General features: G+C 63.0%; 21 protein-coding genes. 8 read left to right on the forward strand and 13 right to left on the reverse strand.

Translation table 11 applies throughout. From position 1 onward, the window contains the following. Positions 1-66: 66 nt before the first annotated feature. Positions 67-540, forward strand: a complete 474-nt coding sequence (locus AWB78_RS10755; protein ID WP_062604554.1) for a ferritin-like domain-containing protein — start codon at positions 67-69, stop codon at positions 538-540. Positions 541-608: 68 nt separating this feature from the next. Here the strand turns inward: AWB78_RS10755 and AWB78_RS10760 are convergent, their stop codons facing one another. After that, the gene (locus AWB78_RS10760) at positions 609-1265 is read right to left on the reverse strand and encodes a peroxiredoxin (protein ID WP_062604555.1); all 657 of its coding nucleotides are present in this window, start codon (positions 1263-1265) and stop codon (positions 609-611) included. Positions 1266-1717: 452 nt separating this feature from the next. Between AWB78_RS10760 and AWB78_RS10770 the strand changes: the two genes are divergently transcribed. Further along, positions 1718-3226, forward strand: a complete 1509-nt coding sequence (locus tag AWB78_RS10770) for an amino acid permease (RefSeq protein WP_062604557.1) — start codon at positions 1718-1720, stop codon at positions 3224-3226. 54 nt (positions 3227-3280) lie between these two features. Here AWB78_RS10770 and AWB78_RS10775 read toward each other — a convergent pair whose 3' ends face one another. The 9 genes from AWB78_RS10775 to AWB78_RS10815 form a co-directional block, all read right to left on the reverse strand. Further along, the gene (locus tag AWB78_RS10775; RefSeq protein WP_062604558.1) at positions 3281-5281 is read right to left on the reverse strand and encodes an acyl CoA:acetate/3-ketoacid CoA transferase; all 2001 of its coding nucleotides are present in this window, start codon (positions 5279-5281) and stop codon (positions 3281-3283) included. Positions 5282-5378: 97 nt separating this feature from the next. Then, a complete protein-coding gene (locus AWB78_RS10780; protein WP_062604559.1) occupies positions 5379-7304 on the reverse strand; it encodes a potassium transporter Kup in 1926 nt (641 codons plus the stop codon). Positions 7305-7403: 99 nt separating this feature from the next. After that, on the reverse strand, positions 7404-8240 hold the full coding sequence (locus AWB78_RS10785; RefSeq protein WP_062604560.1) for a shikimate dehydrogenase family protein: 837 nt from the start codon (positions 8238-8240) through the stop codon (positions 7404-7406). A 100-nt stretch (positions 8241-8340) separates the two neighbouring features. Continuing rightward, positions 8341-9075: an ABC transporter ATP-binding protein gene (locus AWB78_RS10790; RefSeq protein ID WP_062604561.1), complete on the reverse strand. Its 735-nt coding sequence runs from the start codon at positions 9073-9075 to the stop codon at positions 8341-8343. Positions 9076-9841: 766 nt separating this feature from the next. Beyond that, positions 9842-11785, reverse strand: a complete 1944-nt coding sequence (locus AWB78_RS10795; RefSeq protein WP_062604562.1) for a branched-chain amino acid ABC transporter ATP-binding protein/permease — start codon at positions 11783-11785, stop codon at positions 9842-9844. Between the two features lie 10 nt (positions 11786-11795). Further along, on the reverse strand, positions 11796-12668 hold the full coding sequence (locus tag AWB78_RS10800; protein WP_062604563.1) for a branched-chain amino acid ABC transporter permease: 873 nt from the start codon (positions 12666-12668) through the stop codon (positions 11796-11798). 902 nt (positions 12669-13570) lie between these two features. Then, complete coding sequence (locus tag AWB78_RS10805; protein WP_374729459.1) at positions 13571-14782, reverse strand: ABC transporter substrate-binding protein; 1212 nt, start codon at positions 14780-14782, stop codon at positions 13571-13573. Positions 14783-15178: 396 nt separating this feature from the next. Beyond that, a complete protein-coding gene (locus AWB78_RS10810) occupies positions 15179-15919 on the reverse strand; it encodes an anti-sigma factor (protein ID WP_062604565.1) in 741 nt (246 codons plus the stop codon). After that, on the reverse strand, positions 15909-16580 hold the full coding sequence (locus AWB78_RS10815) for an RNA polymerase sigma factor (RefSeq protein WP_062604566.1): 672 nt from the start codon (positions 16578-16580) through the stop codon (positions 15909-15911). Before AWB78_RS10815 ends, AWB78_RS10810 begins: the two co-directional genes overlap by 11 nt. A gap of 306 nt (positions 16581-16886) precedes the next feature. Here AWB78_RS10815 and AWB78_RS10820 point away from each other — a divergent pair, with 306 nt between their 5' ends. The 4 genes from AWB78_RS10820 to AWB78_RS10835 all read left to right on the forward strand — a co-directional run bounded on the left by AWB78_RS10820 (position 16887) and on the right by AWB78_RS10835 (position 21771). After that, entirely contained in the window at positions 16887-17876 is a 990-nt protein-coding gene (locus tag AWB78_RS10820; RefSeq protein WP_062604567.1) for a metallophosphoesterase family protein, read from the forward strand. Then, a complete protein-coding gene (locus tag AWB78_RS10825; protein ID WP_062604568.1) occupies positions 17873-18295 on the forward strand; it encodes a cupredoxin domain-containing protein in 423 nt (140 codons plus the stop codon). The genes AWB78_RS10820 and AWB78_RS10825 overlap by 4 nt, the downstream gene beginning before the upstream one ends. Positions 18296-18629: 334 nt before the next feature. Further along, the gene (locus AWB78_RS10830; RefSeq protein WP_062604569.1) at positions 18630-19949 is read left to right on the forward strand and encodes an anaerobic sulfatase maturase; all 1320 of its coding nucleotides are present in this window, start codon (positions 18630-18632) and stop codon (positions 19947-19949) included. A gap of 130 nt (positions 19950-20079) precedes the next feature. After that, on the forward strand, positions 20080-21771 hold the full coding sequence (locus tag AWB78_RS10835; RefSeq protein ID WP_062604570.1) for an arylsulfatase: 1692 nt from the start codon (positions 20080-20082) through the stop codon (positions 21769-21771). A 126-nt stretch (positions 21772-21897) separates the two neighbouring features. Here the strand turns inward: AWB78_RS10835 and AWB78_RS10840 are convergent, their stop codons facing one another. The 3 genes from AWB78_RS10840 to AWB78_RS10850 form a co-directional block, all read right to left on the reverse strand. Continuing rightward, positions 21898-22995 (reverse strand): 4-hydroxyphenylpyruvate dioxygenase family protein, encoded by a 1098-nt coding sequence (locus AWB78_RS10840; protein WP_062604571.1) that lies wholly within the window; start codon positions 22993-22995, stop codon positions 21898-21900. A 179-nt stretch (positions 22996-23174) separates the two neighbouring features. After that, positions 23175-23423 (reverse strand): hypothetical protein, encoded by a 249-nt coding sequence (locus tag AWB78_RS10845; RefSeq protein WP_062604572.1) that lies wholly within the window; start codon positions 23421-23423, stop codon positions 23175-23177. A gap of 40 nt (positions 23424-23463) precedes the next feature. Next, positions 23464-23964, reverse strand: coding sequence for a lecithin retinol acyltransferase family protein (locus AWB78_RS10850; RefSeq protein WP_062604573.1), 501 nt, complete (start codon positions 23962-23964; stop codon positions 23464-23466). 448 nt (positions 23965-24412) lie between these two features. Here AWB78_RS10850 and AWB78_RS10855 point away from each other — a divergent pair, with 448 nt between their 5' ends. Then, positions 24413-24742, forward strand: coding sequence for a hypothetical protein (locus AWB78_RS10855; RefSeq protein WP_062604574.1), 330 nt, complete (start codon positions 24413-24415; stop codon positions 24740-24742). Between the two features lie 104 nt (positions 24743-24846). Next, positions 24847-25617, forward strand: coding sequence for a PP2C family protein-serine/threonine phosphatase (locus AWB78_RS10860; protein ID WP_062604575.1), 771 nt, complete (start codon positions 24847-24849; stop codon positions 25615-25617). Position 25618 lies beyond the last annotated feature (1 nt).

Below are 25618 nucleotides of genomic sequence, written 5' to 3' on the forward strand. Positions count from 1 at the left end.
GAGCATGCGATGACTCGTGGCCCATCCGTCCCACGGAGCGCCTGGCGTTGGAAAACGGAGGCAGGAATGGCAGAGCTCGATAAGGAAAAGGTCGTCGGCGTCCTGAACAAGATTCTCGAATCCGAACTGGCCGGCGTCGTTCGTTACACGCACTATTCGTTTCTCGTGTTCGGCTTCGGACGCATCCCGATCGTGTCGTGGCTGCGCGCGCAGGCCGACGAATCGCTCGTTCACGCGCACCAGGCGGGCGAATGGATCACGACGCTCGGCGCGTATCCGTCGCTCGCGATCGGACCGCTGCTCGACAATCACACCTTCGACATCGCGACGATCCTGCGCGAATCGTTGCAGGCGGAGAACGTCGCGCTCGGTCTTTACCGCGACTTGCTGGCGCTCGTCGAAGACCGCTCCGTCGCGCTTGAGGAATATGCGCGGCAGATGATCGAGGTCGAAGAGATGCACGCGGGCGAAGTGGACAAGATGCTGCGCAGGCCCGGCGAAGTCGAGACGTCGCCGGAGCGCCGCACCGGCCACAACTGAGCCCGGAATGGAAAACGCCGGTCCGCATCGCGCGGGCCAGCGTCTGATCGTCAGGTCACGCGCGTGCGTTACTTCGGCTGCGCCACCGTGCGCAGATACGGCTTGAGCGTCTTGAAGCCGTCCGGGTACTTCTTCTTCGCGTCCTCATCCGACACGGACGTCGGGATGATCACGTCGTCGCCCGGCTTCCAGTTCACCGGCGTCGCGACCGTGTGCTTCGCGTTCAGTTGCAGCGCATCGAGCAGGCGCAGCACTTCGTCGAAGTTGCGGCCCGCGCTCATCGGATACGTGAACGTGGCCTTCACCTTCTTGTCCGGACCCACGATGAACACCGCGCGGATCGTCGCGTTGTCGACCGCGGTGCGCGGATTCGCGCCGCTCGCGTTCGGATGGATCATGTCGTAGAGCTTCGCGACGTTGAGGTCCGCGTCGCCGATCATCGGATAATTGACCGCGGTGCCCTGCGTTTCCTCGATATCCTTGGCCCACTGCGAATGATTCGTCACCGGGTCGATCGAAAGGCCGATCACCTTCGTGCCGCGCTTGTCGAACTCGGGCTTGAGCTTGGCCATGTAACCGAGTTCGGTCGTGCAGACCGGCGTGAAGTCCTTCGGATGCGAGAACAGGATCGCCCACTTGTCGCCGATCCATTCGTGGAAGCGGATCGTGCCTTCAGTTGTCTCTGCCGTGAAATCGGGAGCTTCATCACCAATGCGTATAGCCATATCAAATCTCCACGTGAGGAAAGTCCGGTGAACGTTCCGCGAGCGACGCGCAACGGTTTCCGGGTTGAGAAGCAAAACTGTGCTTTCGATTATAGTGTGCCGCGCAACTGTCTCCGGCGCAGGCCCGGTAAGCCCCTGAACCCCATGGGGTCTTGAGGGAAGCGCGTGGCAAGACGGCGGCACGCTTCCTGCTGTCACCGCTCGCCGTGCACGATCCGTTCGCGCATATTTTCGCCGCTGCACGCTTTTCGCACAGGATCGCGCTCGAATTCCCCGGCAAAATCTGCTATCACGGAACGGCAATACATCAGAACGAACGTGCAGGTGTGAAGCAGCCAATACGCACGCGCAACATGCCACACCTGTCCCGCACTTGAACGGGCGAACAGAGTGCGCCGCCCCGGCACGGGCGCGGCCACGCTGCCGCCGCACAGGAGGCGATCGTGACCGTCATGCAAAGAAAATCCGTCGCTGCGCTGCAAAGCGAAGCGGCCGAGACCGAGGAGTTTCTTCAGGAACACGGCGGCCATGCGCTGAAACGATCGCTATCCGGGCTCGATGTGATCATGCTCGGCATCGGCTGCATCATCGGCGCGGGGATTTTCGTGCTGACCGGCCACGCGGCCGCGACCAACGCCGGACCCGCGATCATCCTCTCGTTCGTGCTCGGCGCGATCGTCTGCGCGCTCGCGGGCCTTTGCTATGCCGAAATGGCTTCCACCGTGCCGGTCTCGGGCAGCGCGTACACGTATGCCTATGCGACGATGGGCGAGCTGATCGCGTGGCTCATCGGCTGGGATCTGATCCTCGAATACGCGGTCGGCGCGACGACGGTCGCGATCGGCTGGTCGGGCTATGTCGTGAGCTTTCTGCATTCGCTCGGCATCGACATACCCGCGCAGCTCTCGCAGGCGCCCTTCGCCTACGAGCCCGGTCACGGCTGGAGCCACGTCGGCGCGATTCTCAACGTGCCCGCGATGGTCATCGTCGGGCTGATCACGATCCTGCTCGTGATCGGCATACGCGAATCGGCGCGCGTGAACAGTTTCATCGTCGTGATCAAGGTGCTGATCGTGCTCGCGTTCATCGCGGCGGGCATCGCCTATGTCGACACGAGCCATTGGGTCACGGCGCAGAACCCGGCGGGCGCGTTCATTCCGCCGAATACCGGCGAATCGGGCGTGTTCGGCATGAGCGGCGTGTTGCGCGGCGCGGCGGTCGTGTTCTTTGCCTATATCGGCTTCGATTCGGTGTCGTGCGTCGCGCAGGAAACGCGCAACCCGAGACGCGACATGCCTATCGGCCTGCTCGGCTCGCTCACCATTTGCACGATTCTCTATGTGCTCGTCTCGTATGTGCTGACGGGCATCGTGCCTTACGACAAGCTCAACGTGGCGGACCCGATCGCGGTCGGCGTCGATGCGATCGGCATGCGCTGGCTCTCGCCGATCGTGAAGCTCGGCGCGATCTTCGGCCTCACGTCGGTGATTCTGGTGCTGCTGCTGTCGCAACCGCGCATCTTCTATTCGATGGCGAAGGACGGCCTGCTACCGCCGTTCGCCTCGAAGATTCATCCGCGCTTTCATACGCCGCATATCACGACGATCATCACCGGCGTCATCGTGATGATTCTCGCCGGGCTGCTGCCGATCGGCCTCGTCGGCGAGCTCGTGAGCATCGGCACGCTGTTCGCGTTCATGGTCGTGTGCATCGGCGTGCTGGTGCTGCGCATCACGCAGCCGAATCTCGAACGCGCGTTCAAGACGCCGGCCGTATTCATCGTCGCGCCGCTCGGTGCGTTGTCGTCGCTCTTTCTGATGTCCGGCTTGCCCGCCGATACGTGGATACGGCTCATCGTGTGGATGGCGATCGGCGTCGTCATCTACTTCGTGTATGGTATGCGGCATAGCAGGCTGCGCAATCAGCGCGAATCCGCGCCGGGGCGCGCCTCGCGCGGATGACATGCGAAGGGGCCGCTGTCGGTGACGCGGCCCCTTCGTCGCTTCGTCGCTTCGTCATTCCGACGCGCGCTTCGATTCGTGCTCGCGTGCTTCTTCCGGGCTTTCGTAGATATAAGGCGCCACGCCGCGGCGCTTCAAGGCATCGCCGAGTTTCAGGCGCAGGAAGCTGCTCGTCGTATAGCGCGTGACGCGGTCGTAATGACCATCGACCAGCTTCGTGACCATGTCCGAATAGGCATCGAGCATATCGGGGCGGATTGAAAAGTTATCGTAATTGACGATGGCGTGCGGCTTCGTCGTCACGCCCGACAATTGCTTTTCCACTTCGCGGCGTATCGCTTCGACATCGCTCAGATTTTTTACTTCGAGGCCTTCGAAGTTGATGAAGAAGAGATTCTTCTCCGCGTCGTAGCTGAAGCGTTCCGACAGATCGAGCCGCAGCAGGATTTCGCGCAGGCCCATCGGCGCGTCGCGGAAGATGCGCTCGTCCATCAGGCGCGGCGGCGCGTCCATGATCGGCGCGAAGCCCATCTGCCCGACGATGTCGCGCTCGATATCGATGCCCGGCGCCACTTCCGTCAGAACGAGCCCCTTGTCCGTGAGCTCGAACACGCAGCGCTCGGTGACATAGAGCACGGTTTGTCCGCGCTCGGCCGCATAACGGCCGCTGAACGTGCGATGCTCGACCGCATCGACGAACTTGCGGCAATCGCCGTCGCGGCGGATGTCGAGCTTGCCGTTCGCGATCGCCACATCGAGCTTGCCCGCGTTGAACGTGCCGACGAACACGACCTTCTTCGCCGCCTGGCTGATATTGATGAAGCCGCCCGCGCCCGCGAGCTTCGGGCCGAACTTGCTCACGTTGAGATTGCCTTCGCGGTCGGCCTGCGCGAGACCGAGGAACGCGATATCGAGACCGCCGCCATCGTAGAAGTCGAACTGATACGGCTGGTCGATGATCGCCTGCGTGTTCGTGGCCGCGCCGAAGTTGAGGCCGCCCGCCGGAATGCCGCCGATCACGCCGGGCTCGGTCGTCATCGTGAAGAGATCGATCACCTGCTCCTCGTTCGCGACGCTCGCGATGCCCTCCGGCATGCCGATGCCGAGATTCACGACGCTATTGGCCATCAGCTCGAAGGCGGCGCGCCGCGCGATGATCTTGCGCTCGGTCAGCGCCATCGGCGGCACCGAGCTCGCGGCCACGCGCAACTCGCTGGAAAACGCCGCGCTGTATTGCTCGCCGAAGGTCTGCCAGTGATTGTCGGGCTTCGCGAGCACGACACAATCGACCATCACGCCCGGTATCTTCACTTGCCGCGAGTTGAGCGTGTTCGATTCGGCGAGACGCTCGACCTGTGCGATCACGATGCCGCCCGAATTGCGCGCGGCCATTGCGATGGAGAGCGCTTCGAGCGTCAGCGCTTCCTTTTCCATCGTGACGTTGCCGTTGAGATCGGCGGTGGTGCCGCGCACGATCGCGACATCGATCGGGAATGTCTTGTAGTACAGATAGTCCGTGCCGTCGATCGGCATGAGGCGCACGATATCTTCCGTCGTGCGCGCATTGAGCTTGCCGCCGCCGTTGCGCGGATCGACGAAGGTGCCGAGTCCGACCGTCGACAGTTGCCCCGGCCGATGCGCGGCGATATCGCGAAAGAGCTGCGAGATCACGCCTTGCGGCAGGTTATATGCCTCGATGCGGTTGTCGATCGCCATCTTCTGCAGGCCCGGCACGAGTCCCCAGTGACCGCCGATCACGCGCCTGATGAGCCCTTCATGCGCGAAGTGATTGAGGCCCTTGGCGCGGCCATCGCCCTGACCCGCGGCATATACGAGCGTCAGATCCGCGATCGGATCGGTGCCTTCGACGAAGCGCTCTTCCAGCGCGATCGCCACTTCCTCCGCGAAGCCGATGCCGACGAAGCCGCTCGTCGCGATCGTGTCGCCGGAACGGATGAGGCGCACGGCCTCGCGCGCGGACACGATCTTGCCGCGCTCGACGAGGCGCGCGGTCGATGGAAACGGATGGCGGGTCTGCGTACTGCTGGCGGTCATGGCGTCTCCTGGTCTGCCGCATTTCTTATCGTGAGTCTTGCTCGATCCTTTGCCGCTTGCTTGCGTCGAATGCACGTCCATCAGTCGAATTGCGCCGTCATATCTCGACTCGCGCGCCGAGTTCGATCACGCGATCGGCCGGCAATCGCAAATAGGCCGCGACGTTGCCCACATTGTGCAGCATGATCGCGAAGAGCCGTTCGCGCCAAAGGGCCATGCCCGTGCCCGGCGTCGGCACGACGGTCGCGCGCGAAAGAAAATATGAAATGGTCGCGCGATCGAACTTGAGGCCCGACGAGCGGCATTTTTCCAGCGCCGCGGGCAGATCGACTTCATCCTTGAAGCCGTAGTTCACCGTCACCTGGAAGCAGCCGTTTCCGAGCGTCTGCAAGGTCACGCGCCGCGCTTCCTCGACCCACGGCACAGGCTCGGTCGCGACCGTCAGGAACACCGTGTGTTCGTGCAGCACGCGGTTATGCATGAGATTGTTCAGCAGCGAATGCGGCACGCCGTTGGGATCGTTCGACATGAAGATCGCCGTGCCCTCCACGCGCGCGGGCGAACGCGCGAGCAGGCTCGTGAGGAACGGCTTGAGCGGCGTCGCGCCCGCGCGCACGCGCGCTTCCTGGATCATCATCTGCGCGCCGCGGCCCCATGTCGCCATGATCGTGAACATCACGAGGCCGATCGCGACCGGGAACCAGCCGCCGTCCGCGATCTTCAGGCAATTCGCGGAGAAGAACATCGCGTCGATCACGAAGAAGAACGCCGTCGCGAAGATGCACAGCGCCCAGTTGTAATGCCACGCGTAGCGGATCACGAAGAAGGTCAGCACCGTCGTGATCAACATCGTGCCGGTGACGGCGATGCCGTATGCGGAGCCGAGCGCCGTCGACGAGCCGAAGCCGAGCACGGCCGCGACGACCGCGAGCAGCAGCGTCCAGTTGATGCCCGGCACATAGATCTGACCGATCTCTCTCGCCGACGTGTACACGACGCTCATGCGCGGCAGGAAGCCGAGCTGCATCGCCTGCTTGGTCATCGAATAGGTGCCGGAGATCACGGCCTGCGATGCGATGACCGTCGCGATGGTGGACAGCACGACCATCGGATAGAGCATCCACGATGGAAAGAGCCGATAGAACGGATTCTGCAGCGCGGTCGGATCGGCGATCAGAAGCGCGCCCTGCCCGAGATAGTTGAGCGCGAGCGCGGGAAAGACGATCGCGAACCATGTGAGGCGAATCGGACGCGAGCCGAAATGGCCCATGTCGGCATAAAGCGCTTCCGCGCCCGTCAACGACAGCACGACGGCGCCGAGCGCAACGAACGCGAGCCAGCGATGATGAAGACAGAACGCGAGCCCTTCGATGGGATTGAGCGCGGCGAGAATACGTGGCGCGTCCTTGATGTTCATGAGCCCCGACACCGCGAGCACGATGAACCACAGCACCATCACCGGCCCGAACACCGCGCCGATGCCGGACGTCCCATGCTTCTGCATCAGGAAGAGCGCGATCAGCGCGACGAGCGTTACGGGCACGACATACGGCTGCAACATCGGCGCGGCCACTTCGAGCCCTTCGACCGCGCTCAGCACGGAAATGGCCGGCGTGATGACGCCATCGCCGTAGAACAGCGCCGCGCCCATCACGCCGATCATCAACAGCACGTGTTTCAGCCGCTTTTTCGATTCGACCGATGACGCCGCGAGCGCGAGCAGCGCCATGATGCCGCCCTCACCGTGATTGTTGGCGCGCAGGATCAGCGTCACGTACTTGAGCGAAACGATGACGGTGAGCGACCAGAAGATCAGCGACACGATGCCGATCACGTTCGCGGGCTGCAGGGGCAAACCGCCTGCGGGATCGAACACGGTCTTGAGGGTATAGAGCGGGCTCGTGCCGATATCGCCGTAGACGACGCCGAGCGCCGCGAGCGAGAGCCCGAGCAATGCTGGATGGCCGTGCGGTTCGGGCGCGTGCTTGTCGTCCGCCGGAACGCCCGGTGCAGTCGATCCCATGATTCCTCCCTGCATTTTCCAGGCCGCCGCTTCTGCGCGCGGCCTATTTGTCAGAGGATGAGCGTCTGCCTTGCTGTGTCGATTGAAGTATAGGAACGGTTACGCGTACTTGATCTGGGCGACCGCGCGCAATTCGTCGGCGGTGGCGGTGCCGTAGCCGAAAAACTCCAGATACGCCGGGATCATTTCGAAAAGCATATCCGTGCCGACCTGCACGGCGCAGCCCTTGTCCTTCGCCGCGCGCAGGAGCGGCGTGTACTCCGATTTCATCACCACCTCGCCGACGAACGTGCCGGGCGCGATGCGATCGATATCGAACGGCAGCGGGTCGGTGTCCTTCATGCCGAGCGGCGTCGCGTTCACGATCACGTCGAAGCCCGCGGGATCTTTCGTGTCGGTTCTGACGACGAGCTTCGAATAGTGCTCGCGCAAACGCGACGCGAGCCCTTCGACGGAGGCCGTATTGGTATCGAAGATCGCGAGCTCGGCGACGCCCGCCGCCGCGAGCGACGCCGCGATCGGCGAGCCGACGCCGCCGCTGCCGAGCACGAGCACGCGCGTGCCGGCGAGCTTGCGGCCTTTGCGCTCGACGCCGCGCACGAAGCCCGCGCCGTCGAACTGATCGCCGACCAGCGTGCCGTCCTCGCGCTTGAGGATCGCATTGCAGGCCCCGGCGATGCGCGCGGTCGGGCTCACTTCGTCCATCAGGCCGACGGTCGTGATCTTGTGCGGCATGGTGACGAGCGCGCCGCGGATGTTCGTGAGCTTGAAGAGATGCGGCAGGAACGCGACGTAATCCTCGGGTTTGACGCCCATCGGCACGACGACCGCGTCGATGCCCTGCTTGTCGAACCACGGGTTGTAGATCATCGGCGCCTTGAACGCTTCGGTCGGGTAGCCGATGTGAGCAATCAGAGTGGTCTTGCCGCTGATCATGGCAGCTCCTTGTGAGGATGTCGGACACGCGCGCGTGTGCACGCGTGCCGTAACCATGATAGTTCGGCCTGGCTTTCCGCACTGCGGCAATTGCCTCGGGCTAGTGACTGGCGCCCAGATACGCCGCTTTCACCGAGGGATCGTTGCGCAACTGCTCGGCCGGGCCGTGAGTCGCGACGCGGCCGTTTTCGAGCACGTAGCCGTAATCGGCGACATTGAGCGCGGCGGCCGCGAATTGCTCGACGAGCAGCATCGTGACGCCATCGGCCTTGAGGCGCTCGATGATGCGGAACACTTCGTCGACGAGAATGGGCGCGAGGCCCATCGAGGGTTCATCGAGCAGCACGAGATCGGGGTTGAGCATGATGGCGCGGGCCATCGCCAGCATTTGCTGCTCGCCGCCCGAGAGGGTGCCCGCCAGTTGGTTGCGGCGCTCTTTCAGACGCGGGAACAGTTCGATCGCGCGTTCGAGGTCGGCGTTCACGTCGCCTTTTGGTCTTGACCAGGTTAGGCGTGGGAAGGCGCCTAGCAGCAGGTTGTCGGTCACCGACATTGTCGCGAAGACGCGGCGGCCTTCGGGGGAATGCGCTAACCCTAGGCGCGCGATCTTGTGCGAGTCCAGCGAGTCGATGCGCTTTGCGTTGCTGCCCACGCCCATCGTGATTTCGCCTTCGGTCGCCTTGATCATGCCGGAGATCGCGCGCATGGTTGTGGTCTTGCCCGCGCCGTTCGAGCCGATCAGCGTCACGACCTTCGCCTTCGGCACGTTTAGCGATATGCCATGCAGGACTTTTACTTTGCCGTAGCCGGCGTGGAGGTTTTTGATCGTCAGCATTTTTGTCTTCCGCTTGCGCTTCGGTGAGGTCTTTCGCTTGCGCTTCTATAGAAGCCTGCTTTCGTGTCGGTCTATTAGCGTTGCCCCTATGCGGGGCGGCAGTTCACTTTTTCCTCGCTTCTATAGACTTCCTGTATTCGTGTCGGTCTATTAGCGTTGCCCCTGTGCGGGGCGGCAGTCACTTTCTTTGCTGCTGCAAAGAAAGTAACCAAAGAAACAGCTTTCCCCAGCCTAAGCACTTCAGGCCGGCCGCGGCACAGAAGATTGCACGTGGTCCGGCAGTAGCGAGTGCCCCCACAAAACTCACGGGGCTTGGACCGCGCACGGTCTGACAAGCTAGAAGTTCTAGCGCGCTGGTTCAGCACCAAAGAGCTCCGGCACAGCGCTACGCGCTGCCGAAGGGTATGCAAGGGAAACCATCGGTGGGCGAATGCGGTGAGAAGGAAGCATTAGCAAAGGAGCGCGCGCGGACCCGATTGACCGGTCGGCCGCGTAGCGGGCCGGAGCTATTTGGCGCCTTACCAGTCAGTTAGGCGGTGCGATGTGACAGACCGTGCGCGATCCAAGCCCGGAGAGTTTTGTGAGGGCACTCGCTACTGCCGGACCACGAGACTGTTTCTGTGCCGGGGCCGGTATGAAGTACTTTGGATGGGGATAGCTGTTTCTTTGGTTACTTTCTTTGCAGCAGCAAAGAAAGTGACTGCCGCCCCGCATAGGGGCAACGCCAATAGACCGACGCGAAAACAGGATTCCACGTAAAAAGGCCTCAAGCAGCCTCCTCAGTCTGTCCTCCAAGATAAGCCTCAATAACCTTCTCATTAGCCTGAATCTCGGCAGGCTTGCCTTCAGCAATCTTCTGCCCAAAGTCCAACACAGAAACGGTGTCACACACACTCATGACCACATCCATGTGATGCTCGATCAGCACAAGCGTGATCCCGTGGTTACGCACCTTGCGAATGATCGCGACAAGCTCGCGAATATCCGGCGCGGTCAACCCGGCCGCGGGTTCATCGAGCAGAAGCAGCTGAGGATCCAGCGCCAAAGCACGAGCGATTTCGAGCAACCGCTGCTTCCCGTAAGGCAAGTTACGCGCTTCCTCCCCCGCAACACGCTCAAGCCCAACGAAACGCAGCATGTTGAAAGCCCGCTCGCGCGCCGCGCGCTCTTCTCGGCGATAACGCGGACTCATCACGCCCACATCCGCGAAATTCGACTTGAACGTGTGATGCAACCCGACAAGCACATTCTCCAGCGCAGTCATCTCGCCAAAAAGCTGCACGTTCTGGAACGTCCGCGCGATGCCCGACAGCGCAATCTTCGATGAGGTACGTCCCGCAATCGAATGCCCTTCGTACTCGATCGCGCCCGCGGTCGGCACATAGATGCCCGTCAGCACGTTCATCATCGTGCTCTTGCCCGAGCCGTTCGGGCCGATCAAGCCGTGGATCGTGCCGCGCTTCACCGTCAGGTTCACATCGTTCAACGCCTTCAGGCCGCTGAACTGCATCAGCACGCCGCGCACATCGAGGATCGTGTCCGCGCCCTGTGTTGCGACGGCCGCGACCGCATCGTCCTGACGCGTATGGCTCGCAAGCTCATCGGTATCGACCTTGGTCACGCGCACGCGACCCAGATGGAGCGTCTTGCGCACGAAGCCGACAATGCCGTCCTGCAGGTAATACACGACCAGTAGAATCATCAAACCGAAGATGGTCAGACGCCAGTCCGTCAGCGCTTCGATCCAGAACGAAAAGACGGCGAGACCCGCCGTGCCGACGATCGGCACCGCGACGCGCTGCGGTGTCGTGGTCTTGCGTGCAAGCGCGAGCACAGCACCCGCGACGACGACCACCGCCAGCGCGGTCGCTACGACGCGGAAGTTCGAGATATCGTCGAGCAGCTTCGGCAACAGCACGATGACCGTCGAGCCGATGATCGCGCCCGTGCGCGTCTTGCGCCCGCCCATGATGATCGCGAGCAGGAACAGGATCGTCAGCTCGAAGTTATACGTGTTCGGCGAAATGTACTGCTCCGAGTACGAATACAGACAGCCCGCAAGCCCCGCGAAGCCCGCGCTGATCACGAACGCATACACCTTGTGGCGATACACCGACACGCCCATGCAGTCCGAGGCGATCGGGCTGTCGCGCAACGCTTCGAACGCGCGCCCGAGATGCGACTTCAGCACCCGATGCACGACGATCAGCGACACGACGAGCAATGCCGCAACGAGCCAGTAGTACTCCACTTCGTCGAGCCTGTGACCGGCGAACATCGGCTTCGGGATCTTCAGGCCCATCGGCCCGTTCGTCAGGAAATCCATCTCGTTGATGAGAATCTGGATGATCGTGCCGAACGCGAGCGTCACCATCGCGAGATAAGGGCCGGACACGCGCAACGCGGGCAACGCGAGGATCGCCCCGAAGCCGGCCGTCACCAGAATCGCGAGCGGCGCGGTCACGAAGAACGGCATGCCGAGCTTCGCGAAGAGCACGCCCGCAGTGTACGCGCCCACGCCGAACAAGCCCGCATGACCGAGCGATACCTGTCCGGTATAACCCACCACGATATCGAGCCCGAACAGCAGGATCGCGTAGATCATGATGGTTTCGACGAGGTGGATGTAGTACGGATTGCCCGACACCACCGGAAAAATCGCGAGTGCGGCGAGCCCGACGAGCGCCGCGATCCAGTTCTTTGCTTTCATCGTCGCCGCCTCAGACTTTCTTGATCGCCGTCTTGCCGAAGAGACCTGCGGGCTTGACCGCAAGCACGATCAAGAGCAGCACGAGCCCCGGCACATCCTTGTAGCCGGTGGAAATATAGAAGCCGGTCGTCGTCTCCGCGATGCCGAGAATCATCCCGCCGACGATGATGCCCATGCCGCTCGACAAGCCGCCGATGATCGCCACCGCGAATGCCTTGAGGCCGAGCACCGCGCCCATCGTCGCGCCGGTCAGCGTGAGCGGCGCGATCAAAACGCCCGCAAATGCAGCGGTCAACGATGAAAGCGCATATGAGAACGTGATGACGAGCCCCGTGTTGATGCCCATGAGCGAGGCCGCATCGCGATCGTTCGCCGTGGCGACTACGGCCTTGCCGAAGATCGTCTTGCGGTTGAAGAACTCGACCGCGAGCATCATCACGAGCGCGCCGCCGACGACGAGCAGTTCCATCGGCAGCACGTTCGCGCCGAAGACCTGCAGCGGCGCTTCGGGCAACGGCGACGGGAAGCGCAGATCGTCGCGGCCCCAGATGTTTTCAGCGACGTTCTTGAAGATGATGCCGAGCGCGATCGTCGACATGATCCAGCCGAACTCGGACTTGATCTTGATCGCGGGGCGCACGCCGATGCGCTCGACGAACGAGCCCTGCAGGAGCCCGAAGAGACACACGAGCGGAATCATCAGCCAGTAATTGACGCCCACGGATACGAGCGTCAAGCCGACGAGCGCGCCGAGCATCAGGGCATCGCCCTGGCCGAAGTTCAGCGTGCCGGATGTGGCGAACGTCAGTTGGTAGCCGAAGGCGATCACGGCGTAGATCATGCCTAGCGCAATGCCGCTGTAGATGAGTTGCAGGAGAATCATCGTGCGTGCTCTTCTCTTTTATTGCTTTTTACGTGGGATCCGGAATTCTGTCGGTCTGTTTGCTCTGCCCCTGTGCGGGGCGGCAGTTCACTTTTCCTCGCGTCCTTCTATGGAATCCTGCTTTCGTTTCGGTCTATTTGCGTTGCCCCCGTGCGGGGCGGCAGTTCACTTTTTCCCCGCTTCCTTCTATGGAATCCTGCTTTCGTGTCGGTCTATTAGCACTGCCCCTGTGCGGGGCGGCAGTCACTTTCTTTGCTGCTGCAAAGAAAGTAACCAAAGAAACAGCTATCCCCATCCAAAGTACTTCACACCGGCCCCGGCACAGAAGCACTCTCGTGGTCCGGCAGTAGCGAGTGCCCTCGTAGGCCTAACCGGGCTTGGATCGCGCACGGTCTGTCACATCGCGACACACAACAAACTGGTTCAGCACCAAATAGCTCCGGCCCGCTTCGCGGCCGACCGGTCAATCGGGTCTGCGCGCACTTCCTTGCTAACGCTTCCATCTCACGGCATTGGCCGTAGGTTGGTTTCCCTTGCATACCCTTCGGCAGCGCGTAGCGCTGTGCCGGAGCTATCTGGTGCTGAACCAGCGCCCTCAAGGTTCTAGCTTGTCAGACCGTGCGCGATCCAAGCCCGGTTAGGCCTATGAGGGCACTCGCTACTGCTGGACCACGTGCTATCTTCTGTGCCGCGGCCGGCCTGAAGTGCTTAGGCTGGGGATAGCTGTTTCTTTGGTTACTTTCTTTGCAGCAGCAAAGAAAGTGACTGCCGCCCCGCACAGGGGCAACGCTAATAGACCGACACGAACACGGGATCCGGCGAACAAACCGGCAAACGCTCCGACAAACACTCCGGCGAGCGAAGCCAAAGAACCCGAAAGCTCTTCGGCCCAAGCAATAACCTCAGTTAGAAGCAGTAGTAGTCTGCTTGGCACGCAGCGTACTGCCACCCTTCTTATCCGCGTCGTACGCATAAATCACGCGTCCGCTCTTCACCTCTCCGATCACCGGCACATTCGGCGTAATCGCCTCATGATCGGCCTTCGTGAAAGGCTTGTCGTAGACCATCACGACGCCCTCCACCTTCGTGTTCAGGCTCTCGAGCGCTTCCTTGACCTTCGGACCATCCGTCGTGCCGGCCTGCTTGATCGCCGCCGCGAGCAGATACACCGAGTCATAACCTTGCGCCGCCGACACCGGCGAATCGATGCGGTCGTTCTTCGGCTTGAACTCCTTCACATAAGCATCGATGAACGCCTTGCGCTTCGGCGTATTCGCGTCCTGGATGAAAGTCTGCGGCATGCGCGCGCCTTCGCCGTTCGTACCGGCGTTGTCGATGTAGTTCGCCATCGAAAGCGTCCAGCTGCCGATCAGCGGCACCTTCCAGCCGAGCTTGGCCATGCCGTTCGCAATCTGCGCAAGTTCCGGCCCGATGCCATACGTCAGCACCGCTTCGGCACCAGCCTGCTTCGCCTTCAACAACTGGGCCGTCATGTCGACGTCCTTGATGTTGAACTTCTCGACGGCCACGGGCTTCACGCCTTTCGCGGCCAGCGCCTTCTCCAGATCCTCGCGGCCAAGCTGGCCATAGTTGGTCGAATCGGCAAGGATCGCAACCTTCTTGAATCCACGCTTGGCAACGGCTTCCTCGACGATCATCGGCGCCTGGATACGATCGGCGGCTGCGTTGCGGAACACGTAATTATCGGGCTGGTCGTCGAACTGCTTCGTCACCACCGTGCCGGTCGCGACATTGTTGAACACGGGAATCTTCGCTTCCTGGAAGAAGCGCTGCGACGCAAGCGCGACACCGGTATTGATATAGCCGACGACCGCGACGACCTTCTCCTTGTTGATCAGCTCCTGCGCGATCTGCACGCCGCGCTCGTTCTTCGCTTCGTCATCGCGCTCGACCAGCACGATCTGCCGGCCAAGCACGCCGCCCGACTTGTTGATCTCGGCGGTCGCGAGACGCACGCCGTCGCGCATGCTGACACCCATGGAAGACGAACCGCCCGTGAACGGACCATCGACGCCGATCTTGATCGGGTCGGCCGCGTGCGCCAACGAAAAAACGCCAAACGCGAGCGCGCTCGCAATGAGCTTCATCTTCATACCCATGTGTGTCTCCGTCGCCTGATTCGTTATTTGAAAGCCCATGCAACGCTGGAAATGCTCGCAATGCCTCTTTTAAGTGCACTGTGCGTTATCGATTACATAGGTTGTGAGCGAGTGTAGAAAAATGTAAGGATATGACCATATTCGGACATACCCGAAGAGCACGAGCGTTAGCGCACTCCTGACGCATCGTAAGTGTGCAAGCCACGGAATAAGCGCGAAAACATGGATTGTGAAGACGGGATTTAGACAGCATCCCAAAGCGTTTGTCGAGGCTCAGGAAAGCGGAGCGACAGCGGGTATACGCGTAAAAAAGCGCGCGGCATCCGTGCAGGACGACCGCGCGCAATCTTCATCTTTCCAGCCATGTAAAGCGTTTGCGCGATGCACTATTCAGCGCGGCGCGCCGGTTTCCATCGCATGCGCGAACTGGCGCAGCACCGCGCCGGATGCATCGGTGACGGCCCAGAACGTCATGCCATCGTGATTCCACCGCGCGAGCGCGTAGCCATCGTCGGATTGCGTGACGACCGGCGAGAATGCCTTGTCGTTCGTCTCGCGCTTCCCTTCGCCCTTGCGCTCGGGAAACACGTACACGTCGATCGGATGCTTCAGATAGCGATAGACGACAACCGCCACCGGCCTGTGGTCGATGTAATCCAGCCGCCCGCCGACGAGCGCGAAGCCCGGCCCCGCCGGATCGATCACCGGCGGCGCATAGTCGATGCGGCCGTTGAACCATGGCTTCACAGTGTGCTTGTCGCTGGAGAGCACATCGATCGGACGGTCCGACATCAGCGCGCGCACATGGCTCGACACGATTTCCTGCGCGATGGGCGAAGCCGTCGATCCAGTCGACATGAGCGGCACGGCCTGGAACCACAGCGTCGTGCCGAGCACGAGCGCGGAAAGCGTCGCGCCCGCGAACGCGCCGCCGAAGAACGGCCACGGCGCCGCGAACGGATTGCGCGAGCCGCGCTTCGGCCGGCGTGCCGGCTCTTGCCTGCGCATTTCTTCTTCCGCTTCCGTGCGCACGCGCGCCAGCACCTGCGCCCGCAAATGAACCGGCGCGCGCTGATACAGCGAGCCATCGGCGAGCCTCGTATCGAGCGAGGCGGTGTCGTTATTTTCCATTTCCCGACTCCTCTGAATGACCCGGACCCGCGCGGCGCACGAGGCGCACGCTCGGCTTGTCCTGCCCGCCCTGCGCCGCGCGCACCGCCCCCGCCAGCATCTTGCGGCCGCGCGCGAGCCGCGACATCACCGTGCCGATCGGCACGCCGGTCACGGATGCCACTTCCTTGTAACTCATGTCTTCCAGCTCACGTAACACCAGTACCTCGCGAAAGGCGATCGGCAGCGCCTCCAGCGCGCGATGCACGAGATGAATCTCGTCGCGGCGCACGGCGAGCGTTTCCGGGTCGGCTCCGCTTTCCTCCGACCAGCCCGGCAAGGCTTCGTCGCCGCCGAGTTCCTCGTCGTAGGGCGTCGCGTCCGCGAGTTGCACGCGCCGCCGCCATTCCGTGAACCACGTGTTGCGCACGATCGCGAGCAGCCACGCCCGCGCGTTCGCGTCCTCGCCGCCCTCGAATCCGCCGAAGAAACGGAACGCGCGCAGATACGCTTCCTGCACGACATCGTCGGCATCGCTCGCGCTGCCCGAGAGCCAGCGCGCGAGGTTGTACGCGGCGTCGAGATGCGGCATCACCGTCGCCTCGAAGCGCGCGTGAACCGCCTCGGCGTCCGCCTGGCCGCGGCGCCCGGACCGGTCTTCTTTCGACTTGCCTGGCCACATCGCGCGGGTCTCCTTTCGACAACCACGTTCCGGGAACATCCCTCGGCGCAGCCCGGTGCTGCTTTGGCGCGCCTTCCCCACCGATACTCCCCGCGCCCCCGGTTTATTCCCGCTCGTGGCGGCGACTGAAAAAAATATAGCCGGAATAACGCGCGGCCTTCACCGGTTCGATGAACGGATGCCGCAGCGACTTCGCCCATCGGGACGACGTCGCCGGCCTCGCGCCCATGCATCGAGCCGCCATGCGCGCGTTTCTCGCCGATTCGAACGACAAGAGCCGCGGCCGCCATCATCAAAGGAACCGCCATGAAACCCGATCTCACTCTCCCGCCGCCCGCGCAGGAACGCGACGAACTCGACGACCACGGCAAGCGCCGCCGCACCGCACTGTCGTGCATGGCATGGGCGGGCGCGGGCGTGATCTGGACCGTGAGCGGCGGCGTGCCCGTGTCGCGCCTGATCTCGTCGGCGCAAGCGGCCGAGCAAACCCAATCGTTCAGCTTCGTGCAGATCAGCGACAGCCATATCGGCTTCAACAAGGACCCGAACACCGAGCCGACGAGCACGCTCGAAGAAGCCATCGACCGCGTGAGCGCGATGGGCAGGCGTCCCGCCTTCATGATCCACACCGGCGACATCACGCATCTGTCGAAACCGGCCCAGTTCGATACGGCGACGCAGATCATCGGCAAGGCGGGCTTGGACGTCCACTACGTGCCGGGCGAGCACGATGTACTGGTCGAGGACGGCAACGCGTTCTTCGATCGTTTCTCCGGGCAATACGGCAAAGGCAGCAATCGTCACTGGTACAGCTTCGATCAGGGCGGCGTGCACTTCATCGGCCTGACCAACGTGATCGATCTGAAGGGCGGCGGCCTCGGCTTTCTCGGCGATGCGCAGCTCGCGTGGCTCAAGGCCGACTTGCAGGGCAAATCGAGCAGCACGCCGATCGTCGTGTTCGCGCATATTCCGCTGTGGGCGCTCTATCCGCAATGGGGCTGGGGCACCGACGACAGCGCGCAGGCACTCGCGCTCCTGAAGCGCTTCGGCTCGGTGACGGTCCTGAACGGCCACGTGCATCAGGTGGCGCAGAAGGTAGAGGGCGAGATGCGCTTCTATTCGGCGATGTCGACGGCGTTTCCGCAGCCCGCGCCCGGCGCGGCGTCCGGCCCCGGGCCGATGAAGGTGCCGTCCGAGCAGTTGCGCACGATGCTCGGCCTGCGCGAAGTCACGCACATCGCGGGGCGCGGGCAGCTTGCGATCACGGACACGTCGCTCGCCGGGGTGCAGTCATGATCCCCGCCCTCGCCCGCCGTGCTTCGCTCATCGTCTCGCCTGCGAATCTGCGCCCGCTCGCCGGCAGGTTCCTGCGCAAGGCCGCGTTCGCGCTCGTCGTGAAGGGCATCGTCAGTGTCGCGATCCCGACCGCCTGCGCGCAGGAACCCGCGCAACAGGTCGCGGCGGCGGCCGCGCCGACCATTTCCATCGACAACTTCTCGTTCAACAAGGCGACGATCACGGTGCCGGCCGGCACGAAGGTGACATGGGTGAATCACGACGACATGCTGCACACCGTCACCGACGAGGGCAAGACCTTCAAGTCCGATCCGCTCGACAGCGGCGACAGCTACTCGCATGTGTTCGACAAGCCGGGCACGTACAAGTACTTCTGTTCGCTGCATCCGCACATGACGGGGACGGTCGTCGTGCAGTAGATCGCGCGGGCCGGGGCTACCGCGTCGGCCCGCGCTTCCGATGCGCGTTCGAGCCCGCGCAGACCATGCCCGGCGGCAGGTGCGCGCGTCCGACGAGTCGCCTGAATCAGCCGACGCCCGATTCCGGGTGAAGCGCCCAGTAACATTTGGTTAAAATCGCGTGCCGCTTAGCATTGACTTTCTGCAACTTCGATACACTCCCACCGAACAAATCCTAGCCCACCTAGATTAGCAGTACCTATCATTTAGCCGCTCGCGGGCAGTGCACCGGGACATCTGCCTTCGTGTCGCCTGCCGCCTGATCGTCGGAACAGACATCGCATTTCGGACAGCAATGAAGCACAGCACGGTCATTCCGCTGATACCCTTGCCCACGAGCCGGGGCGATATCGGCGCGCCGCTTTCGGGCGCACGTTTCAAGCGCCGCTTCCATGTCATGGCAAAGCCGACCGGCTCGGCCTGCAATCTCGACTGCACCTATTGCTTCTATCTGCACAAGGAGCAGCTGCTCGAACAGCGCCGCGGCCGGTTCATGAACGAAGCGACGCTCGAAACGTTCATCCGCCAATACATCGAGGCGCAGGACGGCGATTCGATCGTGTTTTCCTGGCAAGGCGGCGAGCCCACGCTGATGGGACTCGACTTTTTCCGCAAGGTCGTCGAACTGCAACAGAAGTACAAGTCCGCCACGCAGCGCATCGAGAACAACCTGCAAACCAACGGCACCGCTCTCGACGACGAATGGTGCACGTTTCTCAAACAACACGACTGGCTCGTCGGGCTGTCCGTCGACGGACCACGCGAACTGCACGACGTCTACCGCGTCTCGCGCTCGGGCAAGCCGACCTTCGACAACGTCATGCGCGGCGTCGAGTGCATTCATCGTCATGGTGTTCAATTCAACGCGCTGACGGTGGTCAACCGGATCAACGCGCGGCGGCCCATCGACGTCTATCGTTTTCTGACGCGCGAACTCGGCGCGACCTACCTCCAGTTCAATCCCTGCGTCGAACCCACCTCGTTCAGGCAAACCGCTCCGCAATTCTGGGACGAGGCCGCCATTCCCGTCACCGGAACCGACAGGGCGAAGCCCGGTGCAGAAGGCTCCGTCGTCACCGATTGGTCGGTGGATCCCGACGACTGGGGCTACTTTCTGAGCCGCACGTTCGACGAGTGGTATCGCGAAGACCTGGGCCGCGTGCTGGTCAATCTCTTCGAAACGGCCGTCGCGCAGACCATGGGCCTGCCATCGCAGCTCTGCATCACGGCCCCGTTCTGCGGCAAGGGACTTGCCATGGAACACGACGGCCGCGTGTATTCCTGCGATCACTACGTCTATCCCGAGTACGAATTGAGCGACATCTTCACGCATCCGCTCAATGAGATCGCCTTCTCCGAGCGCCAGAAAGCGTTCGGGTTCGCCAAGAAAGAAACGCTTCCCAAGTACTGCCGCGAGTGCAGTCATCTGAACCTGTGCTGGGGAGAGTGTCCGAAGAATCGCATCGTCCGGGCACCGGACGGCGAAGCGGGACTGAACTACCTGTGCCCCGGCATCCGCCGCTTTCACGCCCACGCGGGCCCACGCATCCGCCAGATCGCGCGAAGCATTCAGCCGGCTCCCCGCCCCCCCTCCGTTCCCTCGAACCTTCCATAACGACGCGCCAGCCCATGGAGCGTCCCGCTAGTCCGGAGCACGCGCATCGGCGCGCGCTCCGCCCTGCTCTCGTCATCGGGAGTTCAACGTTCGACTGTGCGCAGAAACCAGCCGTTTCAGAGATCAAGCAATGGAAAAACGAAGCAAACCTTTAACACGAATGCTCAAGCGCAAGGCGGTGGCGGCCCTCTCCGCCGCCGTGACGGGGTGGTTGACGCTCACGCCGGTCGCGCATGCCGCCGACGCCGCGAAACGTCCGAATATCCTCGTGATTTTCGGCGACGATATCGGTCAGACCAACATCAGCGCCTATGGCAAGGGCGTGGTCGGCTACCAGACGCCGAACATCGACCGGCTCGCGCAGGAAGGCATGATGTTCACCGACTACTACGCCGAAAATAGTTCGACGGCCGGCCGCTCGTCGTTCATCACGGGGCAGTCGCCATTGCGCACGGGCTTGAGCAAGGTCGGCATTCCCGGCGCCGAGCAAGGCCTGCAGGCAACGGATATCACCATCGCGCAGGCGCTCAAGCCGCTCGGCTACGCGACCGCCCAGTTCGGCAAGAACCATCTCGGCGACCGCAACGAGTATCTGCCCACGGTGCACGGCTTCGACGTGTTCTACGGCAATCTCTACCATCTGAATGCCGAAGAGGAGCCCGAACGTCCCTTCTGGCCCAAGGCCGACACGCCCGCGGGCAAGGCCTACGCGCAGATGTTCATGCCACGCGGCGTGATGGACTGCAAGGCCACGGACCGGGACGACCCGACGACCCAGGCGCGCTTCGGGAAGATCGGCAGGCAGACATGCGCGGACACCGGCCCGCTGACGAAAAAGCGCATGGAAACCATCGACGATGAAACCACCGGCCGCGCGATCGACTTCATGCGCGAGCAGGCGAAATCGGACAAGCCGTTCTTCGTGTGGATGAACACCACGCGCATGCACGTCTTCACGCACGTGCGGCCCGAGTATCGAGGCAAGAGCGGCATGCCCGGCAACGAATATGCCGACGGCATGTGGGAGCACGATCAGGATGTCGGCAAGCTGCTGAAGACGCTCGACGAGCTCGGCATCGCCGATAACACCATCGTCGTGTACACGACGGACAACGGTCCGAACCAGTTCACCTGGCCCGATGCCGCCACCACGCCTTTCCGTAACGAGAAGGACTCCAACTACGAAGGCGCCTTCCGCGTTCCCGCGATGGTCCGCTGGCCCGGCCATATCAAGCCGGGACAGGTGTCGAGCGAGATCGTCTCGGGCATGGACTGGTTCCCGACGCTGCTCGCGGCGGCGGGCGACCCGGGCGTCAAGGACCGTCTGCTGAAGGGCTGGAGCGTCGGCGGACGGTCGTTCAGGAATCACCTCGACGGCTACAACCAGTTGCCTTACCTGCTGGGTCAGCAGGCGAAGAGCGATCGCAACGAGTTCTTCTACTTCGACGATGACGGCGTGCTGGTCGACATGCGCCACGGCGACTTCAAGTTCGTGTTCTGCGAACAGCGCGCGCCCGGCGGCTTCGCGGTGTGGAACAACCCGTTGACCTGCCTGCGCGTTCCGAAGATCTTCAACCTGCGCATGGACCCGTACGAGCGCGCCGATATCGTGTCGGACCAGTACTATGACTGGACGACCCAGAACGTCTACGTCACGTACGGCGCCATCGCGCAAACGGCCAAGTTCCTGGAAACGTTCGTCGCCTACCCGCCGGCTCAGACGCCGGCCAGCTTCACGGTCGACGGAATCCGGGCTGGCGTCGATGCCGAAATCGCCCGCAACGCCGCGCGCTCGAAAGCGCTCGGCAAGAAGGGCGACTGAGGTTTGTGCAAGCATCCGGCATGTGAATCCGCATCGTGCCGGATGCGGCGGCGCCCGTCCGGGGCGCCGTTCGTGCCGTTCGCCGACGCCCGGCGCTTCGGCCCGCGCGTTCGGTGGCGAGCCCGCCTAGCCGCGCGCCTTCGCGATCGCGGCGAGATTGCCCTCGCCGAACCCATGATGCCCGCGCCGCTCGACGATCTCGAAGAACATGTCGCCGGGCCTGCGCTCGACGAATGTCTGCAGAAAAAGCTGCGGCGTGCCATCCGGGAGCACCTCGCCGTCGACGAGAATGCCGCGGGTGCGCAATTTCCCGATGTCGAGTCCGTGGCCGGGAAGCCGCTCGTCGATTTCATCGTAATAGCGCGGCGGCGGCTGCAGGAAGCGCACGCCGCGCGCCATCAACGCATCGACGGACGCGAAGATATCCGCCGATGCCAGCGCGATATGCTGCACGCCCTCGCCTTCGTGATCGGGCAAATACTGCTGCATCAGATCCGTCCGATAGGTGCCCTCCTCATACACCGGAATGCGAATCGAGCCGCACGGCGAGAGCGTGACGGCCGAATCCTGCGATACGTGCCAGTCCGGGTGCACTTGATGAATCTCCGAGAAGTGCAGCACTTCGCGGTAAAAGTCGAGCCATTCCTGGATGCGCCCCGCGCCGACCGTCTGCGTGAAGTGATCCACTTCGAGCAGGCCCGTGCCTTTCTGGTCCGCGTCCGCGCCGGGAATCGGACGGAAATCGATATCGTAGATCGACGCTTCGCTTCCGCTGCCTTTGCCCGGCCAGTGATCGACGAAATAGATATGCGAATCGCCGATACCCTGAATCGCCGGAATCGCCAGTTCGTTCGGGCCGATCTTCTCGCCCTCGAAATCCCACGCGCCGTATTCGAGCGCGCGCTCATGGGCGATCTGCGCATCGAGCACGCGGATGCCGATCGCCGCGATGCCGACACCATGCGACTCCGCGAAGCGCGACGCGAACGAATCCGGCTCCGCGTTCAGCAGAAAATTCATGCTGCCCTGGCGGAACAGCGTCACCGCCTTGCTGATGTGCCGCGCGACCGGCACGAAGCCGAGCGTCTCGAACAAGCTGGCGAGCCCTGCGGGATCGGGACTGGAAAACTCGACGAACTCAAGCCCCGCGATGCCGAGCGGATTGTCGCCGAGGTTCGGATCGGGCGTCGCGCGGGCGGAGGAAGAGGAGTCGGGCTGGGTCATCGGCAATACCTCGAAAATGTACGATCTGGTTCACGGACGCAAAACTACCACGACCTGCCGCATCCGTGCGACCCGGCGACTTCATCGAACGGCCGGAAATGTTGCACCTAGATTAGCGGCAGCGGGATCGCCGTGTCAAAGCCGGGGCAGCCCGACGCCCCCCGGCTCATCGTGAAGCCTCAGGCGGCGAGGCGCTCCGCGCTCATCGACGGACGCCTGACTTGCGGCGGAAACACGTTCCAGGTGCCGTCGTCGTGGCGGAAGAAGATGATCGCGAGCAGGCCGCCCGGATGCTGCGCCTCGATGCAGACATAGCGCGCGCCCGTGACATGCGACCGGCACAGACGCACGACGCGTGCCGGATGCGCGAGTGTCGGGGCGAGCCATTTGTCGACGGCCCAGTGCAGCGAATTTTCGGTGGTTTGCATGATGGTCTCCTCGGGATGCGATGCCCCGGCGTGTGCTGGTTCAGGCGACGAGCGCCGCGTTCATGCTGCGGCGGCGCTGGGCGGCGACATAGGCGCGAAACAGTCCGGTCACGGCGCGCAGTGCTGCCTGCGGATGCACGAAGCAGGCTTGCACCTGACGGCTGCGGGCGCGGCCGTCGATGCACCACGTGACGAAGTGTTCGCAGTTATTGGTGAGCAGGTGATACTGGTCTTCGCCGAGGCGGCTGCGCGCGCGGCGCACGGCTTCCATGCCGACGAACTTCGCGGCCGGGTTCTGGCGGATGATGACTTCGTGGCCGGCGGCGAACTGCTCGATGGTGACTTCCTCGACCGGGCCGCGATGCAGCGACTTCGCGAAGCCCGCATAGTGAATGACCATGCCGTTGCCGGCGTAGAGGCCGTGATGTTCGTAGCCCGAGCGGCGGGTAATGAGTTCGGTGCCGAGCGCCGGTTCGTCGTCGAGCGAGAAACCGCCCGCGGCGGCTTGCTGGTCGATCAGTCCGGATTGGTTGGTTGACATGGCTGGCTCCGATTTTTCTCTGCTTGGCGCGATGTGTTTGTTTGGCGCCGGGTTGCCATGCCTTTTGCATCTTCCTTGCCAGCTTCTATAAGCCTTTGATTTTGCTGAATTCAAGCCGATTGACGCGCAATTCGCGTGCGACCGATGTTTTTGCGTGACCAACAGTTTTCCGATGTGTTTGTTGGGTCCGACACGCCAGATTCGTAGCCGCCGCCGTCCGACGGATAGACGGCCGATGTGTTGGTTCTTCCGCGAGGCGCCGACAGCGCTTGTTGGCGCTGATCCAACTGATGCGAGAGCGGGCGCTTCGCCGCCGGCATCGGCCCATTCCGCCGGAACCCCGCCAGATCGGCCACGCGGCGAAAGGTGCGAGAGCAATGCGCGCGTCGGCATGAGCCTTGCATTGACTCCGGGCGTCCTGCTCGCAGGCCATCCACGGAGAAACGACATGTGCGCTCTCAGCGTCACCGATCTCGACTACGACCGCGAACTCGATCACGCAGCGATGTCGGCCATCAGCGGCGGAGGCGGCGCGCCATGGATATTCGGCTGGATCACGCCGTTCATCGACCGTCCGCCGGTGAGCGTCGGCGGCGGCGCCGGCGTGGTGAATCTCATCGATGTGACCAACAACATCTACGAGGTCACCAACAACATCACCAACATCACGGTCGGCCAGATGATCAATCAGTTCCAGAGCGTCGCGGTCAGCAATACGGGCAACGGCGCGACGCTCACCGTCAATCCGAACTCGGTAGCAGGCAATCGGGCGGGCTGAGCGTGCACATCAAGATTCGTTTCGGGCGCGCGCGGGTACACAATGAGCGGGACCGCCCGTCCTGCCCGCCCGACGCCGCGCCACCCAGAACTCCGGAGGTTGCCGTGACCTTCACCACTGAGTTTCGATGGACTTCCGCCGCCCGCACCGACACCGGCTGCGTGCGGCAGATCAACGAAGACGCATTGCTCGATGCGCCCGAGCGCGGCCTGTGGGCCGTCGCGGACGGCATGGGCGGGCATGCGGTCGGCGACCTGGCGAGCCGGATGGTGATCGACGGTCTCGCGAAGGTGCCGGGCACGGACGGCCTCGCGAGCGTCATCGCCGACGCGCGCGCGCGGCTCTTCGACGTGAACGAACAGTTGCGCGCGGAAGCCGCGCGGCGGCAGGTATCGCGCATCGGCAGCACGGTGGTCGTGCTCGCGGCGCGCGACCGCGCGTGCGCTTACCTATGGGCGGGCGATAGCCGCATCTATCTGTTCCGGCAAGGCCGTCTCATGCAGATCACGCGCGATCACAGCCATGTCGAAGAGCTGAAGGCGCGCGGGCAACTGACGGCAGAGGAAGCGCTGCATCATCCGGCGCAGCACCTGATCACGCGTGCGGTCGGCGCGCTGGACGTGCTGGAGCTCGACGAAAACACGCTCGAGCTCAACGACGGCGATACCTTTCTGTTATGCAGCGACGGGTTGTCGAACGAAGTGAGCGAAGCGGAGATGGCGAACGAACTCGCGCCGGGGAATTGCGAAGCGGCGGCGCAACGGCTGCTGGAGATCGCGCTGGCGCGCGGCGGGCGCGACAACATTTCGGTGGTTGTCGCGCATGCGGAGGATTTGGTGGCGAGCGATAAGACGCAGGTTAATCCGTCTATTTAGA

Source organism: Caballeronia calidae (genome assembly GCF_900044055.2).
GTDB classification, from domain to species: Bacteria; Pseudomonadota; Gammaproteobacteria; order Burkholderiales; family Burkholderiaceae; genus Caballeronia; species Caballeronia calidae.